Annotated in this window: 31 protein-coding genes; all 31 read right to left on the reverse strand. The window is 61.1% G+C overall.

The window, feature by feature from the left end:
* The coding region (locus ACOYNV_RS16020; protein WP_422900794.1) for a host specificity factor TipJ family phage tail protein at positions 1-5,763 on the reverse strand (5,763 nt) is incomplete at its 3' end.
* Entirely contained in the window at positions 5,754-6,146 is a 393-nt protein-coding gene (locus ACOYNV_RS16025) for a hypothetical protein (RefSeq protein ID WP_422900795.1), read from the reverse strand. The genes ACOYNV_RS16020 and ACOYNV_RS16025, both read right to left, overlap by 10 nt.
* Entirely contained in the window at positions 6,146-6,622 is a 477-nt protein-coding gene (locus tag ACOYNV_RS16030) for a DUF1833 family protein (RefSeq protein WP_422900796.1), read from the reverse strand. Before ACOYNV_RS16030 ends, ACOYNV_RS16025 begins: the two co-directional genes overlap by 1 nt.
* Position 6,623: 1 nt before the next feature.
* The gene (locus ACOYNV_RS16035) at positions 6,624-6,977 is read right to left on the reverse strand and encodes a hypothetical protein (RefSeq protein ID WP_422900797.1); all 354 of its coding nucleotides are present in this window, start codon (positions 6,975-6,977) and stop codon (positions 6,624-6,626) included.
* Positions 6,977-9,814, reverse strand: a complete 2,838-nt coding sequence (locus ACOYNV_RS16040) for a phage tail length tape measure family protein (protein ID WP_422900798.1) — start codon at positions 9,812-9,814, stop codon at positions 6,977-6,979. Before ACOYNV_RS16040 ends, ACOYNV_RS16035 begins: the two co-directional genes overlap by 1 nt.
* 141 nt (positions 9,815-9,955) lie before the next feature.
* Positions 9,956-10,258, reverse strand: coding sequence for a DUF1799 domain-containing protein (locus ACOYNV_RS16045; RefSeq protein ID WP_422900799.1), 303 nt, complete (start codon positions 10,256-10,258; stop codon positions 9,956-9,958).
* Positions 10,259-10,308: 50 nt separating this feature from the next.
* On the reverse strand, positions 10,309-10,617 hold the full coding sequence (locus tag ACOYNV_RS16050) for a phage tail assembly chaperone (RefSeq protein WP_422900800.1): 309 nt from the start codon (positions 10,615-10,617) through the stop codon (positions 10,309-10,311).
* Positions 10,617-11,585 (reverse strand): phage tail tube protein, encoded by a 969-nt coding sequence (locus ACOYNV_RS16055; RefSeq protein ID WP_422900801.1) that lies wholly within the window; start codon positions 11,583-11,585, stop codon positions 10,617-10,619. The genes ACOYNV_RS16050 and ACOYNV_RS16055 overlap by 1 nt, the downstream gene beginning before the upstream one ends.
* A gap of 3 nt (positions 11,586-11,588) precedes the next feature.
* Positions 11,589-11,714 carry a hypothetical protein gene (locus tag ACOYNV_RS16060; protein WP_422900802.1) on the reverse strand — a complete coding sequence of 42 codons (126 nt, stop codon included), beginning with the start codon at positions 11,712-11,714 and terminating at the stop codon, positions 11,589-11,591.
* Positions 11,714-12,136, reverse strand: a complete 423-nt coding sequence (locus ACOYNV_RS16065; RefSeq protein WP_422900803.1) for a phage tail terminator protein — start codon at positions 12,134-12,136, stop codon at positions 11,714-11,716. The genes ACOYNV_RS16060 and ACOYNV_RS16065 overlap by 1 nt, the downstream gene beginning before the upstream one ends.
* The gene (locus ACOYNV_RS16070) at positions 12,133-12,528 is read right to left on the reverse strand and encodes a gp436 family protein (RefSeq protein WP_422900804.1); all 396 of its coding nucleotides are present in this window, start codon (positions 12,526-12,528) and stop codon (positions 12,133-12,135) included. The genes ACOYNV_RS16065 and ACOYNV_RS16070 overlap by 4 nt, the downstream gene beginning before the upstream one ends.
* Positions 12,529-12,531: 3 nt before the next feature.
* On the reverse strand, positions 12,532-12,765 hold the full coding sequence (locus tag ACOYNV_RS16075) for a hypothetical protein (protein ID WP_422900805.1): 234 nt from the start codon (positions 12,763-12,765) through the stop codon (positions 12,532-12,534).
* A gap of 84 nt (positions 12,766-12,849) precedes the next feature.
* A complete protein-coding gene (locus ACOYNV_RS16080) occupies positions 12,850-13,875 on the reverse strand; it encodes a Mu-like prophage major head subunit gpT family protein (protein WP_422900806.1) in 1,026 nt (341 codons plus the stop codon).
* Positions 13,876-13,910: 35 nt separating this feature from the next.
* Positions 13,911-14,315 (reverse strand): hypothetical protein, encoded by a 405-nt coding sequence (locus ACOYNV_RS16085; RefSeq protein ID WP_422900807.1) that lies wholly within the window; start codon positions 14,313-14,315, stop codon positions 13,911-13,913.
* Positions 14,316-14,380: 65 nt separating this feature from the next.
* Positions 14,381-15,409 (reverse strand): phage protease, encoded by a 1,029-nt coding sequence (locus ACOYNV_RS16090; protein ID WP_422900808.1) that lies wholly within the window; start codon positions 15,407-15,409, stop codon positions 14,381-14,383.
* 76 nt (positions 15,410-15,485) lie between these two features.
* The gene (locus tag ACOYNV_RS16095; RefSeq protein WP_422900809.1) at positions 15,486-15,986 is read right to left on the reverse strand and encodes a hypothetical protein; all 501 of its coding nucleotides are present in this window, start codon (positions 15,984-15,986) and stop codon (positions 15,486-15,488) included.
* A 7-nt stretch (positions 15,987-15,993) separates the two neighbouring features.
* Positions 15,994-17,028 (reverse strand): hypothetical protein, encoded by a 1,035-nt coding sequence (locus ACOYNV_RS16100; protein WP_422900810.1) that lies wholly within the window; start codon positions 17,026-17,028, stop codon positions 15,994-15,996.
* 178 nt (positions 17,029-17,206) lie between these two features.
* Positions 17,207-17,722, reverse strand: a complete 516-nt coding sequence (locus ACOYNV_RS16105; RefSeq protein ID WP_422900811.1) for a phage virion morphogenesis protein — start codon at positions 17,720-17,722, stop codon at positions 17,207-17,209.
* A 131-nt stretch (positions 17,723-17,853) separates the two neighbouring features.
* Positions 17,854-19,065: a phage minor head protein gene (locus tag ACOYNV_RS16110; RefSeq protein ID WP_422900812.1), complete on the reverse strand. Its 1,212-nt coding sequence runs from the start codon at positions 19,063-19,065 to the stop codon at positions 17,854-17,856.
* Positions 19,062-20,714: a DUF935 domain-containing protein gene (locus ACOYNV_RS16115; RefSeq protein WP_422900813.1), complete on the reverse strand. Its 1,653-nt coding sequence runs from the start codon at positions 20,712-20,714 to the stop codon at positions 19,062-19,064. Before ACOYNV_RS16115 ends, ACOYNV_RS16110 begins: the two co-directional genes overlap by 4 nt.
* On the reverse strand, positions 20,714-22,351 hold the full coding sequence (gene terL / locus ACOYNV_RS16120) for a phage terminase large subunit (RefSeq protein ID WP_422900814.1): 1,638 nt from the start codon (positions 22,349-22,351) through the stop codon (positions 20,714-20,716). Before terL ends, ACOYNV_RS16115 begins: the two co-directional genes overlap by 1 nt.
* Before the next feature lie 210 nt (positions 22,352-22,561).
* Positions 22,562-23,062 carry a DUF1804 family protein gene (locus tag ACOYNV_RS16125; RefSeq protein ID WP_422900815.1) on the reverse strand — a complete coding sequence of 167 codons (501 nt, stop codon included), beginning with the start codon at positions 23,060-23,062 and terminating at the stop codon, positions 22,562-22,564.
* Positions 23,062-23,322, reverse strand: a complete 261-nt coding sequence (locus ACOYNV_RS16130; protein ID WP_422900816.1) for a hypothetical protein — start codon at positions 23,320-23,322, stop codon at positions 23,062-23,064. The genes ACOYNV_RS16125 and ACOYNV_RS16130 overlap by 1 nt, the downstream gene beginning before the upstream one ends.
* Position 23,323: 1 nt before the next feature.
* The gene (locus tag ACOYNV_RS16135) at positions 23,324-23,737 is read right to left on the reverse strand and encodes a hypothetical protein (RefSeq protein WP_422900817.1); all 414 of its coding nucleotides are present in this window, start codon (positions 23,735-23,737) and stop codon (positions 23,324-23,326) included.
* A complete protein-coding gene (locus ACOYNV_RS16140) occupies positions 23,734-23,976 on the reverse strand; it encodes a TraR/DksA C4-type zinc finger protein (RefSeq protein WP_422900818.1) in 243 nt (80 codons plus the stop codon). The genes ACOYNV_RS16135 and ACOYNV_RS16140 overlap by 4 nt, the downstream gene beginning before the upstream one ends.
* Positions 23,973-24,383, reverse strand: a complete 411-nt coding sequence (locus ACOYNV_RS16145) for a holin family protein (RefSeq protein WP_422900819.1) — start codon at positions 24,381-24,383, stop codon at positions 23,973-23,975. Before ACOYNV_RS16145 ends, ACOYNV_RS16140 begins: the two co-directional genes overlap by 4 nt.
* Positions 24,380-24,835, reverse strand: coding sequence for a lysozyme (locus ACOYNV_RS16150; protein WP_422900820.1), 456 nt, complete (start codon positions 24,833-24,835; stop codon positions 24,380-24,382). The genes ACOYNV_RS16145 and ACOYNV_RS16150 overlap by 4 nt, the downstream gene beginning before the upstream one ends.
* Positions 24,836-24,981: 146 nt before the next feature.
* Complete coding sequence (locus ACOYNV_RS16155; RefSeq protein WP_422900821.1) at positions 24,982-25,635, reverse strand: Rha family transcriptional regulator; 654 nt, start codon at positions 25,633-25,635, stop codon at positions 24,982-24,984.
* A gap of 2 nt (positions 25,636-25,637) precedes the next feature.
* On the reverse strand, positions 25,638-25,835 hold the full coding sequence (locus ACOYNV_RS16160; protein WP_422900822.1) for a hypothetical protein: 198 nt from the start codon (positions 25,833-25,835) through the stop codon (positions 25,638-25,640).
* Positions 25,836-26,086: 251 nt separating this feature from the next.
* Positions 26,087-26,554 (reverse strand): Mor transcription activator family protein, encoded by a 468-nt coding sequence (locus ACOYNV_RS16165; RefSeq protein WP_422900823.1) that lies wholly within the window; start codon positions 26,552-26,554, stop codon positions 26,087-26,089.
* Positions 26,555-26,558: 4 nt separating this feature from the next.
* Positions 26,559-26,915, reverse strand: a 357-nt coding sequence (locus tag ACOYNV_RS16170) for a phage protein GemA/Gp16 family protein (protein ID WP_422900824.1), incomplete at its 5' end; no start/stop codon positions are given.

Raw genomic sequence — 26,915 nt, forward strand, 5'->3', positions numbered from 1 at the left:
CGCGGTAACGGCGTTGACCGTACCGAGCGACAGCACTTGCTTTGGAACCCCTGTGCCACTGGGCGCGTAAATCAGGAATTTGTCAGCGAGTACCGCAAAGGTGGATTGACCCGGTGCGCCGGAAAGCAACTCGATACCGGCAGCAGCAAGAACGCCATCAGACATGGTTTGCGTCTTGACGCTCCACTTGGCTTCGATGTCTCCCAACTTTCCGGCACTGGTTTCCGAACTTGTTTTGACGACGGAATAATCGCCGGTATCCAGCCGTGCCTGCACCTGATTGGTGCTACTGGCAATCGCCTCGTCCGCAGTGGTCTTGGTGTAATACTCGGTCAATGCACTTGCCAGGTTATCTCCAACCTTTGATTCAAGATTTGTCCGTGCAATTGCCTCGGCACTATCAGCATTAACTCTGGCAAATGATTCCGCCTGTATTGCAGCCGAAATGTCGGCGTCGATCTTGGCAAGAATCGTGGCTTTATACGACGCCTCTGCGGACGCGGTATCGGCCCGAGTTATTTGCTCAACTTCGATTGCCGCCGTGTTTTTTGCAACTTCTGCGGAAAGCAGGAGCCGTGAGATGACCTCGGACGAAATGCCTTCGTTGATCGTTGCCGTTAACTCTTGTCTTGCTGCGGCTACCGTATTTATGCGTGCGGTAATCTCGTCCTGTTGAGCGAGTGTGTTAGTCAAGCTCGTTGCGGCATCGTCCCCTGACTTTGCCTCAACAGCGGTCACGTAAGAGGCAACGGCACCCACTGCGTCCGACCGCGACGTTGCTACTGTTTGAACGGCAGAAGCAATGTCTTCAGCAAATTTAGTGGCGAGAGTGGTTCTGGCGTTGGCTTCAGCAGCGATGGCTGAAACACGTGCGAATGATTCGGCTTGAACCGCCGCCGACAGAGCGGCATCCGCTGTCATCAAATCGGCTTGCATTGTCTCTCTTGCGATCACCTCTGCGTAGTCGGAGTTAACCCGCGCAATAACCTCCTCCTGAAACGCAGCCCGGTCTTCCCCGACCTTAGCTTCGAGCGTTAAACGTGCTGTAATTTCTGAGGAAATTCCATTATTAAGGCTGGCGGTAATTTCCTCTTTTGCGGCGGCAATCGTAGTTTGAAGCGCGTCTACTCCCTGTTGCTGTGCCAGCGTATTTTGCAGGCTCGATGTTGCGTCAGCTATGAACTCGGCGCGTACCTCCGTGTTCATCGACGCTACCGTTTCCGCAACACCCGCCCTCGCTGTTTGTTCGACCTGAACTGCGGCAGAAATATCGCCTGCCACTTTTGCAGCAAGGGTTGTGCGTGCGTTGGCTTCAGCACTGTCAGCCGCCGCCCTCGCTGTTTGTTCCGTCTGAATCAATGCCGTATTGCCAGCAACTGTTGATTGCAGGGTGATTATCGCGCTGGATAACGCACTATCCGCATTGGATCGCGTCAGCATTTCCGAAACAATATCAGCGGAAGCGCTGGCAAGTTGCGTTGCAAGGGTAGTGCGTGCAACAGATTCGGCGCTCAAGCCGTCATGAACAGTGGCTAGTAACTCTTGCTTGGCTGTCGCTAAAACAATCGCTCGCGTGTCTGTTTCGGCCTGTTGTGCCAGCGTGTTTCTAAGATTGGTTTCCGCATCTTCTCCTGCTTCGGCATTGATTCGCCGAATGTCGGAGACAGACTGAATGATCCCGGAGCCATTTAGTGTTGTGAGCGATGTTTCCGCCGTGCTTACCCGTGACCCGAGGGTGTTGAATACGGAGGTTTCGACCTTGTTCGTGATCTGCCCTTCGAGCGAATCAATGTCATTTTCCGCAGTGACAAGCCGAGCCTCCTGATTCTCGACGGTCAGCGTTGACGCTTTGCTTGTGATTGAACCCGTCAAGGCGCTGACCGTCGTCTCAGCATCGCTCATACGCAGGTTAAGACCGTCAAGCGCGGCAAGTTCTGAAGGGCTTAGTTGTGCGGCGGCGATGGCCATGTTGACGTCAAGGTAGGACGCCTTCTGTGTAATGCTCGCTTCTGCGGCATTGACCCGAATCGAAACGGCGCTCAAATGATTTGCCGCTTGATCGAGCGCGGAAATGGTGACGTTCCCGGTAGCAGGATCAATAACGATCCCGGCGTCGGTCATCGTGTCCCGATTTTCTTGCAGGGCCACCGTAGCGCGTAACAAGGCTTCTGACAGGTCGCCGGAGGCGCGGTCGAGCTTCGTAGCGGCTTCGACCATCCGCTTGTTCTTGCTGTCCTGATCCGCTATCAGCGCGGGGATCGTGATGTCGGCGATGTCCGAGACATCGCTGATGATCGAGGGGATCACCGCGATATTGCTGAGTATTCCTGGAATTGCAGGGATTTCACCAATTGCCGGGATGCCATGAATATCTATAACGAGGCCCGGTATCAGCGCAATCGGTTCGGCCAGATCTGCGGCCATCTGCGGCATACCGAGGGCGTTTTGCAGTTGCAGCAGCAAATCCGACGGGTCGGTGCTGACCGTAGCATACACCCCGGCGTTGATCGAGGAAGACCACTCGGACAGGTTGCCACGCGTATCTGCCACGCGTGCCCAGTAGTAGCCACCGGCACCCGGCTCCATGCCAATATGCACGTACTGGTTGCCAGGGAAGGGCTCGCTCATGATGCGCGTGGCGGCACTGCGATTATTGGTCGTTGAAAACCAGAGTTCGGTGTGTTTGATGTCCTGCCGCGCATCGCCGAATTGCCAGGTTACGTCAATGGCAAACAGCGCCGGGGTCGCGGTGACCGTGGGCGCAGTCGGGGCGGGGAGCAGCGAGAGCAGTAACGAGGCGGTGACCGAGACGCCGTTGCCAGACGGCCCGACCGGGGTCACCTCAACGGACAGGGTGCCACCGAGTGCGGCCAGGTCGATATCCAGCGACGCGCCAACGACGCCGCTCCAGGTGTTGAACAGCACACCATCCAGCCACGCCCGGACGATGCAGGACTGCGTCTCGCCGCGCTGGCTCCAGATCGCGGTCACGCGGTTGACCTGGAAATTGTCGATGACGATCTGGTACAGGGTCAGCTTCAGGTTACTGACGGCCACGCCATTCTGAAGCAGCCGCGTTTGCACGGCAGGCGCCGTGAATACGCCGTCCCAGGCGGCGTAATACTCAGCATCCTCGTCGGTGGCGATCAAGCGGATGCGTGACTCGGACAAGGGCTGGACGGAGACGATCTTTACCTTCTTGCCAGGGGTCGGCAACGGCGAGAAGTACCACTTGTGGTCGACAGCCGGGTAGCCTGTTTGCAGGAGGTACTCGGACGGCAGGGTCAGGGTTACGACTTCACCCTCCCCTGCGGCGACGTTAATCATCTGCGTGCTGCCGTCGGGGGCTTGCAGCATCAGGTGATCGGTCGAACCGGAGCGCGGGACGGCACGGTCCAGTGTCAGCACGCCTCCGTCCACTTCGACCAGGCGCCCGGAGTAGCCCCACTGCGTTAAATCGTGCGACAGAATAACGACATCGCCGCGCTGGCACACAAAGCCCTCGAAATCGGTTTCCCAGGTCACCATGCGGCGGCGATAAACCTGCTGCGCGGCCATGGCGTTGGCAAACTTGGCGGCCATCAGGTTGGTCGTACAGCCCATCAGGTCCATCGTGCTTGGGCGTAATGGCGTACCAACCGTGCCGGGGACGGTAACGCGCACCTGGTCCTGCTGCCAGTTGTTGTTGCGGTTGGTGTAACTGACGACAATCTCGTCGGCAGGGCTTTCGGTGACGTAGGCCACCTCGAAACTGCCCTTGCAGATGTTGCTCATGCCAAAGGCCATGACCGGGGTCTGGTTCGGAGCGTCCCATACGATGCCCAGCTTGCCCGAGGCCCAGCTTGGGGAGGCGAAACCGCAACGGGCGATCATCATCATGACGTCGGCGGCGTTTTGCTGGCGGTCGAGCACGGCTGAAAAACTCAGGCCGTTGGCCGTGCAGAAGACCGCCCAGGCCTTGATCGCCTCGACGTCGACCTGTGATAGCGTCAGTCCACACCCGTAAAGCAGGCGTCCGGCGCTGTCACGGTAACCAAGAATGAAGTTGAGATACCACCACGCCGGGTTGGTGGTGGCCTGCACGGCCCAGTCGCTGCCCGTCCACACTGCGGCGCTTTGTGTCGCCAGCGCGGACAGTTGCTGCAAGGCGCCGTTAAGCTGGCCGGAGGCTTTGATCTTGACGCCGAGCACGGTCTGGTTGGTGTAGTCGGCAATGCCCTCTTGATAGGAGCGCAGAACCTGCCAGCCAACGGTAGAGGTCGACCGGATATCCGTCTCGTCGGCGCTTGCCCGACGCACGCGGATGTCGTACTGACCAGACGGAACCTCGCGTGAAAGCGTTTTGCGCTGGACCTTGGTGGATGATCCGCTCAGGGTCAGGGTGTTGGTGCTGGCGTTGTAGGGCGAGGCAGGGTGAGGATCGGCGCCGACGGCCACCCATTGCCAGGTCAGTGCCGGCGTACTGCTTGCGCTGGTGCCATCGTCGCCGCTCATGGAGTTGGCGATGACCGCAATGTAGTTCCAGCCAAAATCGTAATCTGCCGCATCGCCGTTGGCGTGGGCGCTGGCGGAAAGGTTGGGGTCAAAGCCCTTCTGTACCCAGACACTGACGCTCGTTTTCGGGATGTCTATCCAGTCCCTGGTGACGACTGAAAAGTAACGGCTGGCTTCCGTGACCGTTGTTTGCGTGTACCCCTTGGCCCAGTAATGGGTGATCGGCGCGTATTCGGTCGGGATGAACGACTGCCAGGCGTTCGCATCCTTGACGCTGTACTCGACGTTGATGTCCGCGCTGCGCTCTTCAATACCGCCTTCGTCATTGGAGCGAAAGAACGTCCCGGCAATATCCACAGCCAGCCGTGTGGTTTCCGTGCCCGAGGTGCGCTTGACCCAGCCGGTGGCGTAGGTCAGTTCAGCGCCTTCAGTGGTGTCCACGTTGCCGTAGAATCCCGGCAATACGCCATTTGCAGCGCGGGTGAGGGTGACGCCCTGATAGTCCGCCAGCGGCGTCTCGCCAATGCGCAGGTCGCTTAGCGCCAGATCGCCAATGCCGAAGTTGAACACCTGGTAGAGGTACTGGTCGTCGCCTTCGTATTCGGTGTAGGGCTTGGAGCCGTAGTCGGGGAAGATGCGATGATTGCCCATGAGCACGGCCAGCGGCTCGTAGGGGCGCATCCGGTTGGAGCCGCCTGAAAGGCTGTAGGTCGGGCTTTCGGCGCCGCCTTGCCCGGTGACGGCGGCAGCGGCAGACGGCTGCGATGGCCGGAACAGGGCGCTGATGATCATGTTGCCGGCCATCGAGATGACCCCGGCAACAAGGGTGCCGGTCATTGTCAGTGCGCCAGCCGCCGTAACCGTTGCCAATCCGCCGACACCGTTCATCATCACTGCGAGGTGTGGCGCGACGAACATCACGGCAATCATCAGAATCATGGCAATCGGGTTTGATCCGCCCTCGCCACCGCTTCCGGAAACAACGCCCTCGACGTTGATGATGTCGCCCGGTGACGGGCAGACCGTGTCCCACTCAGCAACCGTCAATAAGCGGCCATCAATGCGGATAACGATTTCGCGGTGGGTATCGACCCCGCAGGCAACAAGGTATTCGCGTACCGTGCGCCCGGCGGACCACTGCGCGGGCAGCACCTGCCGGTCAATGGACAGGTAGGGGTGCGGGCTGTAGGTCACGGTCAGCGCGTCCGCGATGGGCGAGAGCGGCATCGGCGGGCGTGTTTCAACGGCGTTGATCTTGATCATTTCCATCGGTAAAACCCTTCGACGCTCAGTTGAATGCGCGGCAAGTCACGCAGGCGGTGCAGGACGACCATGCCGACGTTTTCCAGCGCGTGCAGGACGCTATCCTCGCCATTGACGCGGCAGAAGACGCCGATATGCGACGGCCTGCCAAGGCAGATCATCAGCACGGCATCGCCTTCGACCGGGTCGGTGACCGGCGTGCCGAATTCCTCGACGCCGTCTGACATTTGCGCGCAGCGGCCAAGGCGCGAGGCCTTGCGTTCAACCTCTGACTCGTCGGGAACGGGCAGGTGGAAAACTTCGCGGCGCACCTGGCAGAGCAGGCGGGCGCAGTCGGCTTCGCCAAGGACGAAGGGCTGGCCGATGTAGGGCTCGCTCCAGTGCGCCATCAGAAGATCCCCGGTGCAGTGAAGGGGTCAAAGCGCATGGCAATGGCCGGGCGCGTGAAAATGTTTTCATAGCCAAGGTCGGCAGTGACCTCAGTGACCGTGGCCTCGATGTTGCTCAGGTTCATGGTGATTTCCCACTCGATCAGGTTCGGGCGCGAGCGCATGATCTGGATGAATCGTGCCGTGGCCCCTTTGGCGCCACCGCTGGTTTCTATCCAGTACATCAATTCCTTGCCGATGTTGTCGACGGCCAGTTGCGCCTTGGGTAGCTGGTTCTCAAAGTCATCCGGCAGGGCAATGCGAAACGGGCAGGCAATGTACTCGACGCCGCTGCTGGTGATATTGGCGTTGTCGTTGGCCACGCGCACCGGCTCGGAAAGTGCCGAGTGGTTGATTTCAAGTAGCGTGATCGGTGCTTCGGGCGCCGCGGTGGAGGCCAGCGTTGATTTGAATTCGGCGGAATAGGCGCGTGCCATGCTAGCCCCAAGTCTCTATTTTGCTTTTGATGGTCCAGGACTCCAGTCCCGGCTGCGGCGAGGCTTCCAGCCCGTTGCCGGCGAACCGCGCCTGCACCGTGGCGCCGGAGACCGGGTCGACCAGGGAAAACCAGGCCGCGCCTTCGTTGAGCGTGACGGCGAACCAGGTGACAAAGCTCTGGTAGTCGCCCTTGCTGCGTAGCCGGATGGTGACTTGTCGGGTGACCATGACGCGGCTTTTCACCTTGGCCTGCTTGGGTGGGCCGGATTCCATCTCGGTACGCAGCAGCGCCGACTCGCGCTGCACGGAAAATCCATCGACGAGCAGGCTGGCGTAGCTTGGAAAGGTAGCCATCAGATGGCCCTCGCCAGGCCGAAGGTGCTGGACATACCTTGCGCCATGGGGCCGTTGTTGCGCAGGTCACTGGCGACCGCCTGGACAATCATCACTTCTATCTCCAGTCCGCCGTTATTCATGCGCGGCTTGATGCTGGTCTCGACCTTGTCGGAGACGGTGTTGTTGACCACCAGGCTGATGTTGGGGGCGGAGCCGCCACCTTGCGCCTTGACGCCCAGGCGACCGGAGGAATCCCGGCTTAGCGGCATGACCGCTTCCGGGCCGGCCTCGGCGAACACGCCGCCGTTGGCAAAGCCGTGCAGGGTGTTGAAGGTGAAGGCCTTGGGGGTGGTTTGCACGGTGTTGGCGTACTGGTGCAGGGAGGGCGAGCCCGAGAAGACGGCGCCGTTGGCGTATCCAGCATTCAGGCTCGGAACAGACCCCAGCCAGGAGGTGCCGCTCGATCCAGCGGCTACGGCGCTCGGCCCTGCGCTGGCGGCGCTTGCCCCCGTCCCGAACAGCTTGCCGATAAATTCGCCAATGCCGCCCATGGCCGGCGCCAGTACGTTGGTTTTAAGGCTCTGCATCTGGATATCGATGAGCATGTTGATGACCGAGTCGCCGAACGACTTGAAGTCCACCTTGCCGGTCTTGACGAAGGATTTGATGGCGGTCTCCATGGCGTTGGCTGCGCTGGCAAAGGCGTCCTGGGCGGTCTTGGCGGCGTTACCGGCGGTGTCGGCATAGGATCGGTAGGCGCCGGCCCAGCCCGAGGCGAATGACTGTGCGTAGGCCGCTTCATTACCGGCAGCGATGGCCGCCTCGTCGGAGAGCCGGGCGCGGGCTACGCGCAGGGCTTCGAGCTGGGCCAGCGCATCCTGAAACACGGCGTCGTCGATCGTGTAGCCGTCTTTTTCCAGGGAGGCTACCTTCGACTCCTGCGCCGTAATGTTTTTGTCCGAAAACTTCTCGGACGCCTGGCGCGCGTCGTACTGCGCCACCTGCACAGGATTCATGCCCTGCTTCAAGCGCGTCTCGGCCAGGCGCTCCTTGATCTGGCCGGTATTGGCCTCCTGCTCGGCAATCATCCGACGGATCGCCTCGCCGCTTTTCTTGATGGCCCCCGCCTCATTGTCCAGCGACCCCTGCAGGCGCAGGTTCTTGGCCGCTGCGTACTTGTCGAAGGCGGCGAGCTGGTCGGTAAAGGCTTTGTCGGCGGCCAGCAGGGCGTCGCCGGAGGAATTCTCGCGCAAGGTTGCCAGGCGGGTCAGGCTGGTCGCAAATTCGATCTCGATGCCATCGTCCGTGCCGGTGTAGATCGCGGCCAGCTTCGCCCGGTAATCGGCCTCGCTGAGCAACTGGTTCTTGTGTTTGCTTTCGAGCAGGTCAAGCTCGATCTTCTGCTGTTCTTCAAGGTATTTGATGTTGGAGTTTTCGGCGGCAACGGTGTATCTCTCGGTCTTTGCGGCGGCCTTGCCCTGGGCTCCCTTCTCTTCAAACGACTTGTTGATCTCGGTAACGCGCTCGTTGTGCGCCTTCAGGCTGGCGATATAAAGCGCGTCGGTGGTCGCCAATCCGGCTACCGATGTTTTATAGGCGGTATTTTCCTTGGCGATCGCGGCAGCGAACTTGGCCGCCTTGGGGGCGTTCGAAAGGTCATCAAGGTAGGACGTGGCGGCTTTTGTTCTAGCTTGGCCAGCAGCTTTTTCGGCAGCGGCTTTGGCCCCTTCAGTTGCGGCACGGGTGTCGTCCAGCAGGTCTTTCAGGTCCGTTTCCATGGCCTTGATTTCGGCGGTGGTCGTTTCGACCTTCCACTTTGCGTACGGGCTGGTTTCCGGGTCCATGCCTTTGATCGACAGCTTTTTCTTGGCCAGATCACTTTGGGCGCCAGCGATCTTCACTGCGTCGGTATCTGGCCGGCCTACGTCGGTAACCCCGCTCCAGAAGGCATTCTTCCAATTGACCAGCCCGATCCACGCCCGCTCCACGGTGCCGAGCTTTGCCACCAACTGGTCGAGCCGTACGTTCTCGGCATTGGCGAAAGTCTTCTGCGCCTCGCTGGCCGCCGCTTCAATATCGCCCCGATCAACCAGCGACTTGATGTACAGGCGCTGGCCTTCGGTCAGGTAGTGCGTTGCTTCGTTAAGCTTGTCCGAGGCTTTGACCGGGTCTTTTCCGAGTTCGACGAACTGCTTGACGGTATCGGCCACCGCCACGCCAAGCACCTGCTCCATGCGCACGGCGACGGCAGCGAACTGCTCCATCTTGGCGGCGCCGACGTTGCCGTTGGCGGCAAAGGCGGCCAGCGCCTCCGCTGCCGCGCCCGTGGAAGCGCCTGTGCTGGCGGCGACCTTGGCGGCCATCCCTTGCAACTGATCGGCGGTCACCCCGGCGGCGTTGCCACTCATGATGATCGCCTTGTTGTAGGCGTCGGCGTCCTGCGATCCTTTGTAATAAGCGAAGCCCAGCGCGCCAGCCGCCGCCGCCGCCAGGGTGAACGGGCTGACCAGCCCGAGCACGTAGCTGGAGAGCGCGCCAGCGGCATTGCCAACCCCGCCAAACATGTCTTTCAACTGGCCGCCCTGCTGCAGCATCACCGTTAGCGGTGACTGGCCGGCCTGCAAGGAGACGACAATATCGGTAAATTGCGCCGGGACATTGCGCATGGCCGCCGCCGTAGCCTTGGCCGACATGCCGTACTGGTCGATGACGGCCTTGCCGTTATTCAACGCTTCGCTGGCTTTTTTTCCGCTCACGCCAACGCCAGCCAGCCCGTTCTCTACCTTTTTCAGATCCTCGACGGCCGCCTTGGCGTCGGTGCTGATCTTGATCTGTACTTCGTCGGTTCCGGCCATCGCTTGCTTCCTCGCCTGATTTGCGAGCGCCCATGAAAAAGCCCTCTACACGAGATTGTCCGGATAGAGGGCCAGCAATGGCAGGGGGAAAGGGTTCGGCGGGAAGGCAGGGAGGAGGTAGGGGCACGGCGTGCCGTGCCCCTACGTATTCAAACAGGCCACCATCTCGTCTTCGGCCCATTGCAGAGCCTCGAATACGCTGGCGGTGGCCTCGGGAGCAATGCCCAACTGCTGCATCACCCAGGGCAGGACGGCGTAATCCAGTCCGTCTACTCGGCCATCCATTCCCGATCGTCGAAGCTGCTTGCGCATGGCGATCAGCACGTTCATCGGCGCTTCGTTCTCTGGCCACAAGGCGTAGGGGCACGGCGCGCATCGCCCGTGCTCGATGGCCGCCGCAATCGCTTCGGCGCTGGCGCCAAACGCGGCCAGGGCGGCCTGCAACTCACCTTGATCATCACGACCGCCGCCGAGCCAGTGGCGGACGGCCGCTTTCAGTTTTTTACTGCGGCGCCGTAAAGCTCGGTGAAATAGGCCTTGAACAGGGCATCGACCGCGCCTTGATACTCGTCAAGCAGGCGCTCCAGGTTGTCCCGGCTGAACGGCGCATCGATGCCGCGCCAGCCGGTTACGATCCCGGCCAGGGCGTCCAGGTTGGTGGTCTCGCCAAGCCCGGCGTGAAAGGTGTCGCGTTCGGCTTTGGCGAGGTGGCGGAATTCGGCCTCGAATGTACCCAGCCCCTGGCCGGGAACGTGAATGCTTACGGGGGCGAAGAAGGTGGGGTTGGGCTCAAGTTTAAACATCAATGCACCACGATCTTCAGCTCATCGTTGCCCACGAGCGGCACGGCGCGAAGGTCGTAGCCGACCATCAGTTTGCCGTTAACGTCGACCTTGCCCGGGTTGATCATCTGCACCGTTGGCAGGAACAGCATCACCTTGTAGCCGGCCACCAGGCCGTGCATCAGGCCGAGGGACTGCAGGGTATTGGCTTTGACGCTCGCCATGAAGGTGACTTCCTGAGCGGCCGTCAGATCGAGCTGCACCTTGCCGGAGACCTCCCGGTTACTGATATCGACCGTCTCGCCACCCAGCAGCGGGGTGTAATTGACCGTATTGCCCAGGGCGATCTCCAGCCCCTGGCTCGGGTAGCCGGTGCCGCCCGTCAGGATCGGCGTCGCGGCGGTGTAGGTGGCGCCAAAGGTCACGTCGCCGGAGTTCAGTTCGGAGACCACCGACGGCGTCTTGAAGCCGGTCAGCGTCAAGGCGGACGGGGTTGCCGCCGTTACCCCGCCATCGAGGCCGAGGAACTTGAACGACAGCAACGGGCGGTCCCTGCTGCCCATCTTGATCGATAAATCGCCACGGCAACCCTTGGCAACGTGCTTGACGCCATCAGAAAAATAATAGATCGATACCGCATCGACAACCGGGGTCACCAGCGTGTATTCGGCGCGGGTGCTGGCGGTCAGGGTTTCCAGAAAGCCGCAGGCGCGCAGCAGCGGCCCGTAAGCCGGAGCGCTGCCGGCAGCGCCGGCGCCGGCGAATTCAACATCGAATGAAAGCTCGATATTGCCCGGCCCGACCAGTTGCTCGCTGCCGCCCATGAAGGGACGGATCAGGTCGCGCGACACGTTCTGCGCGTTGAGCGGGTTGATGCTGACATTGGAGACGAGCAGCGCGTTGGCGGCTTCGGTCGGGGTCGCATCGGTGCCGTAGGTCGTTTCGATCTTGGCGAGGATGGCGGTATTGCGGATATAGCGGGTAGCCATGGCTTACTCCTTGGCGGGGCTGGTTTGCTTGGCCGGCTTGGCCGGCGCAGAAGGCGCCTCGACCGGCGCCGGTTTGTTGGTTGACGGCTCGCCGGGCTGGCGAGGGTTGTTGCTCGGATCACCTTGCATCACACACTCCTCAAATAAGTAATCACGCGAAATTCATCGGCCCACCACAGCAGGCCGTCGTCAAAGCGCAGTTGATGGCCGGCGGCATAGCGCACCGGTTCGCCGATAGCCGGTTCGGGGGGCCAGCCGATCAGGGCGGTCTTGACCTGGCTGCGCAGCGCCTCAAGGTCGCCCATGGCGGCACTGCCGGTAGCGTCCGCCACGTTCGATACGACCAGCACTACCGAAAAGCCGATGGTCAGGCGCTGTTCGTAGCCGCCCAGCAGCGTGTTATCCTCAGCCACCTCGGACGTCATCACCAAAAAACACGACGGGGCCGGTGGCGCGTCATTGTCGATCGACTGAAGATCCGCCGCGCCCCCAATAACCACAAACCCTGTAAGCTGGCTTTTAAGCCGGGCAAGAACGGGTGCCAGGTTCATTGAAACCCCCCGTTGAAGACTCGCTCCCGAGAGGGCGAGGTAACGCTCGTATCACGGGCGCCGGCTTCGACCGCCACGGCCGCGAGCTCGGTTTGACCGCTGGCGATCGCCTCCAGGCGGCGCACGGCATCCCGGTAGCCATCGCGCACCGCCTCGGTCAGGACGTTTCCGTACAGGCGGTAAATGGCAATGGCGCAGCACAGCGGGAGCAATACCGGCTGCGTCGCCGCCAGAGGCAAGGTGTAGCGGCGTGACAAGTGGCTATCGATCTCCGCCGAAGCATCGAGCAGCGCCAAGCCGACCGCCACCCCGTCAACCGACCCTCCGGCCCGCTGGGCCACGACCGTGGCGCCAAAGCGATCGACCAAATCCTGCGTGGTGGCGTAGGGCATGGCTTACGCCTCGGTATCCGCGCAACGGACAACGGCCAGCATCGGCTCGTGCGCCAGATGCATAAGCTGCTCGCGGGTGAATTCGTCTGTACTCACAATCGTTGGTTCCACCGACCAGGCCCGGCCCGCACGCCGGAAGCCGGCTTGCCTGGCGCTGACGGCTATCAGGTTTCCGCCCGGGCGTTGCCCCTCGGCCGTAGACGGGCTATTTGGCGAGTCCTTGGTATTTTTTGTCATTTCTTGTTCTCCGTTGGGGGTGCGTAGGGGCACGGCGTGCCGTGCCCGGATCAGGCGCGGCACGCCGCGCCCCTACGGGAGGTGTCAGGTCGTACCGTCCGAACCAAAACCCAACTGCCAGAAGCCGTAGCCGCCCGCCGCCCGTGCTTCGGCACCGAACTTGAATTTCTTGCGGTTGAAGACATCGGCGGCTTGCGGGTCGGTCTGCTGAACAAAGACCGGGGCTTTGCGCTCCTGGTAAATGAACGGCTTCACCGGCTTGGTGGTGTCGAGCAGGAACCAGGCGGTATCCGAGGTCAGGCGCGGCTCGACAACGACCGTGGCGGTGCCCTTGTACGGATTCGGCTTGCCGTCTTCCAGGCGGTCGGTGGTCATCAGCAGGTTGGCAGTGTCTTCCAGCGCCGGCGGTACCAGCAGAATGTTCGGGGCGACGGCCAGTGGGCGACCCTCGTCATCCTTGAACTTCTTCATGGCCGTGCGGTAGGCGCCGTAACTGGCCATGGCCAGGGCGACGGTGCTGATGGCCAAGGCCTTGGTGCCCTTGTTTGAGACCGAGGCACCGGCGACCAGATGGTCCGTATCGAAGAAATACTGACCATCAAAACCCTTGGCAACAAATGAATTGTTGACCAGGTCGGCGACGATCTCGTCCGGCAACTGCTTGGCCGACTCGCCGGCCATCTGGGCCTGTGGGCCGTAGATGCCGAGATTGTCATCGTCGATATCGTTGCGATCGACTTCGACGGTGGCTTCCCAGTCATCGTTGACGATGGTGTATTTCGCCGCTTCGAGCGCCTTGACGTTCTTGTCGCCGATCCATTTCTTCATCTTCGGGAACTTGGACAGCCACAGGTAATCGTTCTGCCCCGTCGAGCTGGGCACTTTCATGGCGATTTTCTGCCACTGCGATTCCGCCGTGGAAAAGGCGTTGTTGAAGGTGGTTTTGAGGCTGATAAAGAGGCTGCTGAGGGTGTCTTTGTTGACGATCATGCCGCCAAAGGCAAACAGCAACAGGTCGTTGCCGGGCGAAGGCGAGGCAAAGGCCGGGAGGCAAACCACCGCGAGCAGGGCAGAAACCGCCACGGCGAGGAATTTAAACATTGATTTCATAACGCTATCTCCAGAAGATAAAAGGGGCTGGCCGATTACTCGACCCAGACGCCGTCGGCGTCGACCTGCACGACCTTGCCGGCAATCGACCGGGTATCGGTGGCGCTGGTCTTGGCCACGGTCTGGTCGTCGACGATGTAGCAGGTCTTGCCGAGGTCGGCTTGCACTACGGGATCGCCGGCCAGATTGGCCCACTTGAAAGCCTTCTCGCGGCGGACCACCAGCGCTTTGTCACCATTGGCGCCGCCGGTGTTATTCACCGCAGATTCGGCGCGGCCAAGGTAGGTCAGCGTGGTAGCGGTGGATCCGGGAGCGGCAAAGCCGGAAGCGTTGGCCACGACCAGGGCGCCGGCAAAGATGACGGCATTGGCGGCGACCGGAACAGCGAGTGATTCGCCGTCCTTGAAGGGGGTGTTGCGGTCAGCGGTAAGGGCAGACATTGAGTGCTCCTGGTTGGAAAGTAGAAAAACACGGAATCAAATTGGGGCTTACCCCCTGTTTGTTCTTATTCGCCCTTGCGGGTTTTGGCGAAATCAGCGGGGGTGTTGCCGAAGGCGCGGCACAAGGCGAGTTCGTCGTCATTCAGGGCATCGGCGCCGGTGTCGGCGGGAGGCTTGCCACCGGTTTGCATCCCCTGCAGGGCGGCGACTTTCGGGGCTTTGTCCAGGAAGGTGCGCAAGCCGGCTACGTCGCTTGCCCCGTATTGGCGCGCCCAGGCTTCGGCAGCAGGCAGGATGCGGCCATCGGACAGGCCGCCAGCCACCAGCGCCTCGACGTCGGCGGCACGGGCGGAGGCTTTGAGGGTAGCCAGTTCGCCTTGCACCGCGCTGAAGGTCTGGATATCGACATAGGCGGACGGGTCCGGCTTTTGCGAGCGCAGCGAGGTGATCGAGGTATCGTGTTGCGCCTTGATGGCCGCAAGTGCAGCCAGGCCTTGGTCTTCGGTAGCGGTCTCGGACAAGCCGAGGGCAGCGAGCAATACTTTCATATCGGAATCCTTTAATAGGTGGGTTTCTGGAAAGAGCGCCCCGAGCGCGGAAAAATCGGTCAGGCCATCAAGGCCAGGGTCATTGGTCAGGCCGGCGTGATAGAAGGCGAGCACCTCGCCGTTGTCGCGGTCCCAGGCGAACACCGGCGACAGGTAGCGGTATTCCAGGGCGGCAATGTGCGTCGCGGCAGCGGCCGTAAAGCGTGGCTCGATAACGTAGAGCCCGTCACCCTCGCGCCATTCAAGCTGCTTGAACCAGCCGGCGGCAATGGCCTTCTGGCCGGACTTGGCAGCCGAGAGCGTGGCGTGTTCGTAATCGAGCAGGTAGTCGTTCTGGCGAGCGCTGGCGGCAGTGATCAGGCGTTGTGCTGAGGCGGCATTCATCAACCAGCCGGAAGCCGGGCTCGATGGGCGGCCACTGCCATCGGCGGCACGGAAGTGGCCGGCGGGAAAGAGGCGGAATTCTTTGGGGGGTTGGCCGTCGGCCAGGCTCAGCTCAACGCTGAGGGCGGCAATGGCAAGGGCGGGTCGGGTTTGACTTGGCATGCCCCCATGATCGGGGGGGCGAGGGGCTTAGAGCAGGGGGAAGGGGTTCGGCGGGCGGCAGGGAATCGCATTAGTGCTAGTTAGACGATCTTTCTGACATTGCCTTTACAGCATCATCTCGCTTCTTTGCCATTGAATCTCGGTACTTTACCCGATCAACAAAATGCTGAGACTCGCCAATCCATCCGGGGATAAGAATCAAATAGGACAGGCTGACACCAAACAATATACCAGCCATTGCTGCATATACCGGCGACGACAGGGGCAGCCCGCTGGAGGCCAATAACCATATCAACAAGGCGCAAGAGAGACCGATTCCGCCGACCCACCACACTCTTTTGCGTAAGGATGCAAGACGCAATATAAGCCGTTCATGCTCCTTCGACGAAAGGCCGTCCACCATAGAGACAGCGGTCAAGCGCTGGAAAAAATAGAATTCAAGCGCCCATAAAATTGTGACAATGCCTGACAACCATCGCAAACCATCGGAATCCAAAACAGCAGGCATAACATGCCACGCCGCGAAGAACAGCAGAGGCATAGAAAATATCATAAAAAGTCGTAATGCTTTTAGCACGATGCGCTCATGGATCAATAACCCCGTTTTTGATCTGGGCAGAGAGCCAAGAAACCATTAGGTCCAACAGGACATCTGTAATTGGCAACTTCTCTGCTGATAGCGTAATTTCAATTGACCCCGAAATCTTCAAATCGTTGCCTGAGACCTGGTGTCCATTTTTAAGTCGAAGCGCGACTTGATTTCCCTCCACATCCCGAAGCGCAATCCCCAAGGTATCCATTAGCTTAATAGCATCTTCCGGATTGGAGCGCTTGCGTTTAGGGTAGCGTATTTCTATCCAGACCTCTAGATTTCCGTCGAATACTTCATCAAGGCCAAGTGTTTCGAACTGCCCCTGATCGCTAAAAAATGATCGAATGAAGTTCAGCATAGGCCCTTCCGTCTTAAACGAGGGGCTTGCTTTTTTCTTACGGGTCTGAATCCTCTGAACCTCTGGCGCGGAAACGGCACAATCTACCGGAACTTCTACCTCAGCCATCAAGGGCTGACCAAAGGAAATGGCTTTGACGTGAGACTTCTTAATTTTCTCTTTGGTAGCCTTCTGCGCCTCATCGGACAACGAAAATGGCACGGTTGCGTTCAACTCACTGGACTTGCTCTTCAGCAACCAGTTCAAATGAAGCTCCAGAGCATGACCACGCATGGCATGAGTGGTCACAAAGGCTACGTGGTTTTTATGAACTACGAAATAAATAAGACCGGGAACGTACTCCTTTTGCGCGTCGCCCTTATTGGGCGCGGGCGGCGCCAATGCGCTCAGCCGAAGGCTCGATGCGACCATGTCATCTGAAATTGCAGGCTGAGTCGCCCCTCTCTCAAAGGAAGTCATAAACCCGCACAAACAGCCCCGCCTTACCTCGTGCATCCCGATACAACGAAGCTCTGTGCTTTGGGTGTTCAGCGGCTCATAGCGATCGGCAGGCTTTGGAAATTTCACCAATGCCGCTTCAAGCATCTGCTGGAGATCACGGGTTTGGTCAGGCCCCATAGAGCTGCGTCGGTAATTTACAGTTTTCAAAACTGAGTCAGTCTTGGCCATCCCCTACGCTCCCTTGCGTTATTTTTAAACAGCAAGGACTCATACTAGGACCAAAGCAACTACAAACGCCACAAGAACCGCGTTACAACCCCGTTACCCGGCGACGCGGACACTGTTGCTATACCCTTGTCGCCAATCGCTTCCAAAAACACCGTAGATGGCGTTTATGTCGGTTTTGCTACTTCCCCGCCAGATACGCATTGATCGCATCCAGGATGCTGGCCTGCTCATCGGCGTAAAGATAGCCGTTTTCACGAATCGGCAGGAAGGGGCGAGCGGGGATGGCGACCTTCTTGCCGCGACCGGCCTTACCGCCGAACTGGTGGATGGCGGCATAGATCATGCTGTTGCCAACGGTGACCGAGTTGGCGGTGGCGCTGATGTGGAACTGGCGGCGCAGATCTCCGGAGTGCCCGATCAGGGGCTTCTTGCTCATTCCCAGCCCCTGGCCCTTCTTGTTGATGCCTTTCTTGCCGAAGCCGCCCTTGCTGCCGATAAAGGCTTCGATGGTCGAGCGTGCATTTGGCTTCCAGCGCGCACCGTCCGGCCCGGTGCTGGTGGCAAAGCGCGCCTTGGTGCGCTCCATGATGTCTTCGCCGATGCTCTGCAGGATCGGCTGCATGTTGCCGACCTTGGCTGAAAGGGCAGAAAGCGCGTCCTTGACGCCGGTGTCTTTGACTTCAATGGTGAACATGGGAACCCTTCACAGGCGACTTCCGGTTTACTATAATGATTCTGACCGGGTTGATTGCGGTGAACCTCCCGCCCGCACGGACGCCGCAAGGCGGAGCCGAACAGCAAGGTAGCAGGGAGCCCTTGCCCCGGTCATTCTGCAACATCTCGAAGCACTTCGTCTTTCTTCCTTGCTTTGGCGCGCTCTGTGGGGCCGTAGCCATCTCGGTACGACTTCAAATAAAGCTCCTTTCCGTCGGCCGTTCGGTGGATTACCGCCAATGGCACCTTGCGGCCATCCGGGATGATCAGATAACGGCCATTCGCCTGCTTGGCGACCATGGGAATTCCGTCGAGAAGTGATTGCACTGGCAGATAGTCCAGCGCATCGAATTCGCCTTTGCGGCTGACCGCCTGCTTGATCAGATCATAATCAGAAATGCGAAGGGTTTGCGTTGTCACCTCCAGCAGTTGCTGCGTCTCGGCATCGATCACCGCCAGCGGCATACTGCCTTGCTCGCCGAGCGTAGTGCGTAGCGCGGTAAGCACCTGCCCGGCATCCATGCCAACAAAAGAACCACTCGCCAGCTCGCTGGCAACCTGCCGGTTGATCTTTTCGACCCATCGATCGAAGACCCCGTCGCGCAAATTATCGGAAACTATCTGGCGCGCCAACGGCTCCGGGTATTTGTCTAGATCAGGATGCCAAGTCGTCCCCGGCGCATAGTCAAACCCTTTATCAATCCCCGGCAGATTGTCCTTGCTGTCACGCACGTCCCACCCTTGCGGCGGCTCGGTCGCATCCCCCGCCATTGGCGCGGCCATCGGCGTTACCCGGCACTGGCAGCCCCAGCCGTTGATTGGGAAATGGGTTTTCCAGAAGGGGTGGTCGTAGCGCAACGTCAGTCGCTCGTTGCCCCACTGCTGGTGCAAGGGGCGCGGGTGCATCACGCTGTCGTCGTGCACGTAACGCCAGTAAGGGCGCAACGTTAAAAACTCGGGGTCGGTCAGTTGCCGGTAACGGCCGGCCGCATAGCTGGTGGCCATGTTCGTCTGATAGATGACCTTGGTGCGCCAGGCTTCGCCGGCTTTGCTGCCCTCGCCCGTCCAGCCGGTCCAGCCGTGCTTTTGCACGATGGCGGCGAAATCGCGGCGGAATACTTCCAGCCCCTTGCCCTGCGCGATGGCTTTGTCCACCGCCCCTCTCAGATCCGCGAGCAGGTCGGCCTTCTGCGCTCCGGCGACGATGAAGGCGCGGTCGTGCGCGGCCTTCTTGATATCGTCCCATCGTTCGGTCGGCAGGTTAAGTTTCTGGCGAAAGAACTCAATCTGCTCGTAGAACGGCGTGTTGAAACCGAAATTCACAGCGCGCCGGCCTCGTCCAGAACATCGCTCATGCCCTTCAACTCAGCCAAGGCGAAGGCGGCGGCCATGAGCTCGACCAGGCGCTCGGTGTCGAGGTGGCCGTAGGCGGCCAGCAGTGCAGATTGCAGCCTGGGGAGGTCGGCAGCGCTGTCGATCAGACGCGCAATAGTGCCGATCAGATCGCCCATTAGGGCTTCGGTAGCGGTCACCAGATGATCAAGGCTTTCGGCCAACGGGTCGATCACCACACCAGGCTGGGCTGACAGAGCCGCTGTTTCTTTCTGGTCGGTCGCCTCTTCTGCATCAGCCACGTCCTCGCCTTCTTCTTCCGGGCCCGGGCTTCCTTCCGGCGCCGGCTTTCCCGGTAAATCGACAGGGGCGGCCATTCCCAGCACCGCCTCGTCCCCATCGGCTTGCGGGATGCGCAGCTTTTCATGCACCCAGGCGACCGGGATGCCCTTCATGCCACATGCCACCAACTTCGGCAGGGCTTCGGCCAGCACGGCGATATCCTCGGCCTCGCCGGTGTCGAACACCAGGCGCGGGCAGCGGCGCAGGCTTTCAATACCGCCCTTGTTAAGCGCCAGCAGCGGGTAGATCAGATCGCGCGTTAACGTGGCCGCCATCTGCCGGGCGTCGGAGACCAGGATATCGTGGCGGACTTCATTGTGTACGCTGCCCAGTGCATTGGTGCTGGTTTTTCCGTCAGCCTGGCTGGTCAGCGTACCGCCCAGGATCAGCTTGGAGATCGACTTATCAGCCCAATCGACCATGCGCAGGTGCAGGTCGTCGCTGCTGCTGGTGATCTTGGCGATCTCCAGATTCATCTCTTGCGGCATGATGGCGCGGGCATCGTGACCCAGCGCCGTGACGGCGCGCAACAGGCTGGCCTTTTCCTCGGCGGTGGCGCCGTTGAAATACTTGCCGGTAATGATTGGCAGGCCATAGGTTTCAAGAAACTCGGCGAAGTCGCCAATGGCGTAGGCTTTGTAGAGGAAGGGCCAGACGGCGGCACGATACAGCCCCATGCGCCCCATGTATCCGGTCTTGGCCTTGCCGGGCACATGCCAGGCCCAGCCAAACGGCTGCAGGGCTTGCCCGTCCGCCGATAGGTCGGTCAGGCGTAATTCGCTACGCGTCTGCCAGTCCAGGTGAAACCACTCCTGCGGACGCGGGTGGTAGGTCGGCAACCACTCGCCATCCTGCCGCTTCCATTCCAGTTCGGCGCAGGCGAAGCCGTGGCCGATGGCCTCCATCAGAAACAGCGCCAGGTCTTCCAGCGGATCAATCGCATCCTGCAACACTTCTTTGACCCATTCCGCCGAATCTTCCTCCTCCGGCGTGGCGTTTCGCGGCGGCAATACGTCCCACTCCAAGCCGACCAAGGCATTCTTGCGCTTGCCCATTTCGGCCGCCAGGTGGGCGTCGCGACCCTCCATATCGGAAAACAGCCGGTGCTGGGATAGCAGATCGCCATCATCGGCGGCACGCAGCGCGGCGGCCAGGCGGCTCGGCGATAGGCCATCAAGCGCCGGCTCAAGCGTACGCTGCAGCAACGTACCGAGGCGTGCCGTCTGCGGTTCAGCGAGGGCCGAGCGCTCGATCGGCTGACCGTACTGGTCGATGATGCGGGAGGAGGCGGTGGGCATCAGAACATCCTTCGTGACACGGTGCCGTCGTCGCCGGGGCGCTGACGGGATATCGATTGAAAGCCGTCAACCCGGCCGATTCCGCTCTGGCAGAGCATCCACAGCATGTGCAGTGCATCCGGCCCGTCGTCGTGGTCGGCTTTGGGGAAGTGGCGGAGTTGATCAATCAGCGCGGTCTGGCTCGAATGCACGCGGATCAGCTTGTTAGCCATGTGCGGCTGCAGGGTCTCGATGCGCAGCAGTTTGTCGGTGTGCGGCTGCACGGCGCGTGCCGGCACCGGAATGCCAGCGGCCGCGCTGCGCTTGACCAGCTCGCTGCGCAGGAACTCCTGGAACTGGATGGTTTCAATCGCCCACACCAGGCAGCGGTATTCGCGGTGCAGGGAAATGATGTCTTCGATGATGCGATCGGGCAGGCGCTTCTTGATCTGCGCTTCAACGACATCGAGCACGCCGGTCTGGCGGTTGAAGCCGCCAACGAGCAGCGCCGACGGATCGCGGCTGGCGCCGGCCTTGCCCAGGCTGGGGTCGCAGGCGCCGTAGAAGACCCAGTCGTTCAGGCGATTGACCCAGAAGTGGATGCAGCCGGCAAACGGCGCATTGTCGCCAGCGACCGGGTCGTTCTGGTATTCCGAGTCGAACGAGCCGTGGCCATCGCGGGCGCGGATTTTCATCAGCACCGGCAAGGGCCGGGCCAGCCAGGAGACCACCGCGCCGGCTTCCATCTCCGGCCGGTGCAGTTCGTAGAAGCCGTCGGCCATGGCTTCACCCTGGTTGCGCAGCAGCTCCTCCCATCGCTCCCATAAGACCATGTTCTCCGGCCAGCGGATCAAGGCTTTGAACTTGGCGGCCTTCCACATCGGGTTGGCCAGCGTGCGGTTGAGCACCGAGTCGTAATGCAGGATGGTGCCGATATAGACCACGTCGAACTTGGCCCCGGCGCCGCCCAGGGGCAGCACGGTCTTGGTCAGCCAGGATTGGAGCTTGTCGCGCTGGTCCGGGTTGCGTACCTGTTCGTCGTTCTCGATATCGTCAAGCACACACAGATCCGGGCGATGCGGGCCGTGACGCAAGCCGCGTAGTTTCTTCCCAGAACCGGCGACCTGCACCTTGCAGTCGTTGCGGGTAACGATGGTGGCGGCCTGCCAGACCCGGCCAGCGCCGGCCACGTCGGGGAAGTCACAGAGCAGGCGCGGATTGAATTCAAGCTCGGCCTTGATCGCTTCGAGCATCGGATACGCCTGGTCGATACTGTCCATGACGATCACGATGAAGTGCTTGCGCCCGGTCAGGATGCACCACAGTGAGAACAGTTGCGAGACGAGCGTGGACTTGGCCTCGCCGCGTGGCGCGGCAATCGCGTCGGTCTCGCTCTTTTCGCTGGCGACGATCTCCGGCAGGCGGGCGAACAGGTGGCGATGCAGCTCGGACTTGTGCGGCGATCGCACGTAATGCGGGAAATAGGTGTTGGTGAAGGCTTCGAAGCTGGCCGTCGATTCGAGGATGCGCGCCGCGCGGGCGATCGGGTCCGGGGAGAAGCCGGAGACTTCGGCCTCGATGCGCTGGCGCAACTGCGCCGCGTAGGCCGCCAGGTCGTTACTGGCTTCCTTGCCAGTGAGTCGCTTAACGAAAGCCATTGCCGGTCCATTTTATAGACTCAATGGAATCGGTAGATGCCACCTTTGGATTGTCGACGATCTCGTGGCACTTAAAGACCGAGTTGCGCACGTAAAAACCACCCAGCCGGCGGCATTCTTCGGCGTTCTCTATGTTTGCATAGCCATGGCCTATCTGAAATCCAAGCCACACTGCGACGAGAAATACCAAAAGCGCCCCGGCCCAAGAGATCATCGCGCACCTCCGGCCCACGCCTCGATCACGGCTACCATTTTTCCGGCATCGCTGGGATGTAGTCGGATGAACAAATCAGCCACTCCTTTAATCGTCTCGTTGATCGTCGCCAGCTTGTCGGCTTCGGGCATGCCTTTACGGGCGATGTTGGCGGCTTTGTTCAGGCTGTCGGTGAGGCTGGCAATGGCTTGGGTGCGCACTAGCGGGTCGAGTTCTTCGGTGACATGAAGGTGCTCAACGGTGGCTTCGGCTTCGAGGATCACGGCCGCAACGACGCGCCCAATGGCTTGTTCCATCGTGCCGCCAGCGACGATCAGCCCGGCATTGAGGTTGGCAGCGCGGAACTTGTCCCAGTCCTGCCCTTCGGCCTTCGCCTTGCGGTACCAGTTGCGTGCCGTGGCGTAGGGGATGCCGGCCTTCTCGGCGGCGATCTCCAGCCCCAGCCCGGCCAGGTAGCCGGATTTGAGGGCGGCGAGGTATTCGGGTCCGTGGGCCATCACAGCCAGCCCGGCAGCTTGATGCGGGAAAAGAAGGCGTCGTTGCCGTACTCGGTCAAGCGCACCATGTCGCCTTTGACGTCGACGGCGCCAACGTCTTGCAGGCGCAGCAGCTCGCCGCGCAGGGAATCCATCGACAGCGAGACGCCGTGCATGGCTTCCAGGGTGTCGCGCAGCTTGCGCGAGAGCACGGCATCGCCCGGGGCGAAGTAGACGGCACCGAGGATGATGCGCTGCTGGTGTTCGGTCGTTCCGGGCATGTCAGTCTTTCTTCAGGATGTTCAAAATCAGCCGGACGTTGTCGATCAGGCCGGGGAGTTGCCCCTGCATGGTGTCGGTCTTGGTGGCGATGCCGTCGAGGCGGGTATGCACGCCCTTTAGGTCCTCGTGGCTGGGCGAGCGGCGAACGGCTTCTTCCAGGCGCGCCAGGCGTTCGGCGTGGTTGGCCAGGGTGCTGCGGTCACGGCTTTCCTGGTCGACGTGCCGGCGCATGATGTCCAGGGTGCTCTTGTCCGAGGTCTCGGCGGCGGAGCGGAACTCGGTAAAGCGCAGCTCCTGGCGCCGGTCGTATTCGGCGGCCAGCCAGCGGCCCAGGGCGATCACGCTGCTGACGATGGCGGCCAGGGTGCCGGCCAGCATGCCGACCAGTTGCCAGAAATCAATTTGCAGGTTCATGCGCTTACGCCTCGTGTTTTGGTCGCCAGCTCAAGCTCAGCCTGGCAGTCGATACAGGTTTGTACGCCCGGCAGCACCAGGCGGCGCGCCTCGGGGATGAAGTCGTCACAGACGCGGCACAGAAGGTGCTCGCCGTCGTCCACGGGCCAGAAGTCGCTGCCCTTGCGGGCATGCGCGGCCATGGCGTCGGCGAGCATCTCCTGTTCTCGCTCGCTGGCGCGGTCGCAAAAGTCGCTCATCGCGCCACGCCCTTGATTTTTTCGGTGGTGCGCAGCGAGCCCAGGCCCAGCAGGCCAAAGAGCAGGGTCATTAGCGTTTCCATGCCCAGCTCGGGGAAGTCGCGCAGCAGCAAGCCCATCAGCAGTGGGCGCAGGAGGAACTGGTAAGCCAGCCCGAGGCCGCACACCCAGCCAATAAAAGGGCGCCAGCCGCGCGTAAAAAAGTCCGGAGCGGCGGCTTCTACCTTGTTGACCTCGCTTTGCGCCAGCGCCAGTTGCAGGTCGGCATCGAGTTGCTTGAACTCGCCGGCTTGCGACATTTTGAGCAGTTCGAGTTGCGCCTCGGCCTTCTTTGCCGGGTCGGGCCACAAGCGGTCGGCCAGCTTGCCGACGACATCGAACAGGCCGCCAATCAGCAATGGATTCAAGCCGGCACCTGCAGGAACATCCGGGCTTCGATGGCGCGGCGCTTGACCAGGCCGGGCAATACCTTGCCGCCACCATGCACCCAGCGCGCAAACTGGCTGGCTGCGCCGTGCTTGTCGCCGGCTTTCAGGCGCTTGAACAGCGTGGATTTTTCGAAGGCGCCAATGCCGCAGTTGAAGCAGAAGCTGGCCAGGGCGTCGAATTCGTTCTGGTTGAGCTCGGGAAAGACGGCGTTGAGGTAGATCACCACCGGCTGCAGGTCGTCCACCATCAAGGCTTCGGCCTGCGTTTTGGTGAGGTTGGCCGGGACGCGATCGGTGGGGCGCACGACGTGCCCGTAGCCGATGGTCGGCTTGCCGGCCGGGCAGAGATAGAGCCTGGCCGAGAAGGACTCGGCGGCGCGGATCAGCGCCAGGCCAGCGGCGGATACTTGGGTTTTGAGGGATGAAGTCATGCGCCCGAGGTTACGCGCGCGGGCGAGGCTAGATCACCGGGAAGCCCTTACGTAACCGGCAAAAGAAAGCCCGCATGAAGCGGGCCTGGGCTTTACTCCTTCCCCTTCAAGGGGAAGGCTGGGATGGGGATGGGGTGGTGTTGCGGCTAGCCCTGCTTTTTCCCCTGGAAGGCATGCTGCCGAACGGTGTTGCTGTTGTGGCCGGTTAGCTCTTTAGCTAGCTCGCGCGACACGCCATGTTCTTCAAGCGTGCTTATCAGGTCGCGAACCAGGTGCACTTTCTTGCCGACCTGTAGTTTTGGATCGGTCATGGCCTCGATTTCGGCCGGCTTGCAACGCACGTCGACCTGCTCCAGTTGCGTGAACAGCACGTCCAGTTCGGCGCGCAAGTCGTGCAGGCTGTCGCGGGTTTCGAGATAGGCGCCTAGCGAAAGCACGGGCGGGATGGAAATGCCAATGGTGGCGCGGCTGTGCAATTGCTGCTCCATGGCGTTGAAGCGCTCGATGAATGCCAGCTTGAAAGCCATTGCCGCGCTCCCAGTAAAGCCCATGGCCAGGAGGGTGAAGCCGTCGCGGGTCAGCTCGTAAGCCGGCCGGGACTCCCCTTTCTCGTCAAGGTATTCAACGGGCTGAAAATTGAGCCGGTTAAAGTTTTCAGGGACTTGCGCCATGATCTCGCGGATATTTTGAAGAACATTCTTGTGCTGCTTGCCGAAAATCTCGGCAACGCGCAGCGAGGTCGTTACAGGATGGTCCGCCTTGAGGGTCACGGCGTCGGCAGGCAGGTCAATCAGGTTCATGGTCAGGCTCCTTTGAGGGTGGAAAGTTGGCCGCGCGCCTTGAGGTGGCGCACGAGGGACATGGCGAACTCGAAGCCGGCATCAAACTCCGGCGACGAAGCCAGGCCACGCGAAAGAGCTTTGCGCGGCTTGGATGCGGTGAAACGAGGGAAGGGGATAACGTCGGCGCTGGGCGCGAGCGTGCAGGCGGGATTTAACATGGCAATTCTCCAACAGGGCGATTCAAGAACCGCTCCCCCGCTGTCAAACGGGAGGGCGACCGTGCAGGTTGACAGACCGGTCGTTGGCACCGGCGAGCCCGAAGGCTCCCCACACGGCCGCCCGAAACTCGGGTGCGCCATGCGACGGACGTAAAAAAACCGCTTGGGGCGGCTGTCCGCCAACGATACCGGGCTGTCAAACCCGACCACCGGAACTCCGGCAGCGGGGGAATAGTACGCCCGGTTCGTTTTCAAAACAACTGGCCTTGTGCTAACGGATCGGCCTTGACGTTATCCGGCCGCTTCAATGCGTTTTCAATGGCCTTGCCGGTCACACCGTATTTGATGCCCAGCTCGAACACGGCTTCGGGCGAGCTGTAGCCGTTGATCGCGGTCAGGGTGTCAAACTCGGCGCGGATCAGGTCCTGGCTGCGCGACCAGAGCACTTCCTTGAGGTTGGGCACCTGCAGCCGGCTACCGCCCCACCCTTGGACGATGCGCTGGGCCACCGGCTCGCCAACGATTTCGCACAGGTGGGCGTAGCGCCGAATGCCTTGCGGACGAACGCCGCCGACACGGATCGGCACCGGCCACTCCTGACCGCCCCAGGCGCTGATGATGCGCGCCGCGCCTTCCATGCCGGCGACCCGGCACAGATCCGCCGCCGTACGCGGGAACATGGGCAAGCGGGAAAGCTCGAGGAGGAGTTCGGGTGTCATGGGTTCAGACCTTGGCCTGCTTGGAAAGCTGAGCGATCATGCCGCGCAGTTGCACGACCGGGAGCCATTCAACCCGGTCTTTCTTGAAGTTGTTCTTGGCGATCGCGTGTGCGTAAGCCCAGGGCTTTTTCTGGTCGGCGAGCAGTGCGCCGATCTTCGACAGTAGCCCGGCCTTCTCGGGCGAGACGCGGATCGGGCCGTCCTTGTGTCCGCCCAGGCTGGCACCCATGGCCAGCAGACGGTCGAGCACCTTGTTGGCGGTACCGACTTCCAGATCCTTGGTCGAACGCTTGCCAGCGCCAGCCTGCGCCTCGATCAGATCGCGCCGGGTGGCTTCGTCCATGCCCAGCTCACGGCAGGC

Origin of the sequence: Propionivibrio sp., from assembly GCF_049316945.1 — a bacterium.
In the GTDB taxonomy this organism is placed as follows: domain Bacteria; phylum Pseudomonadota; class Gammaproteobacteria; order Burkholderiales; family Rhodocyclaceae; genus Propionivibrio.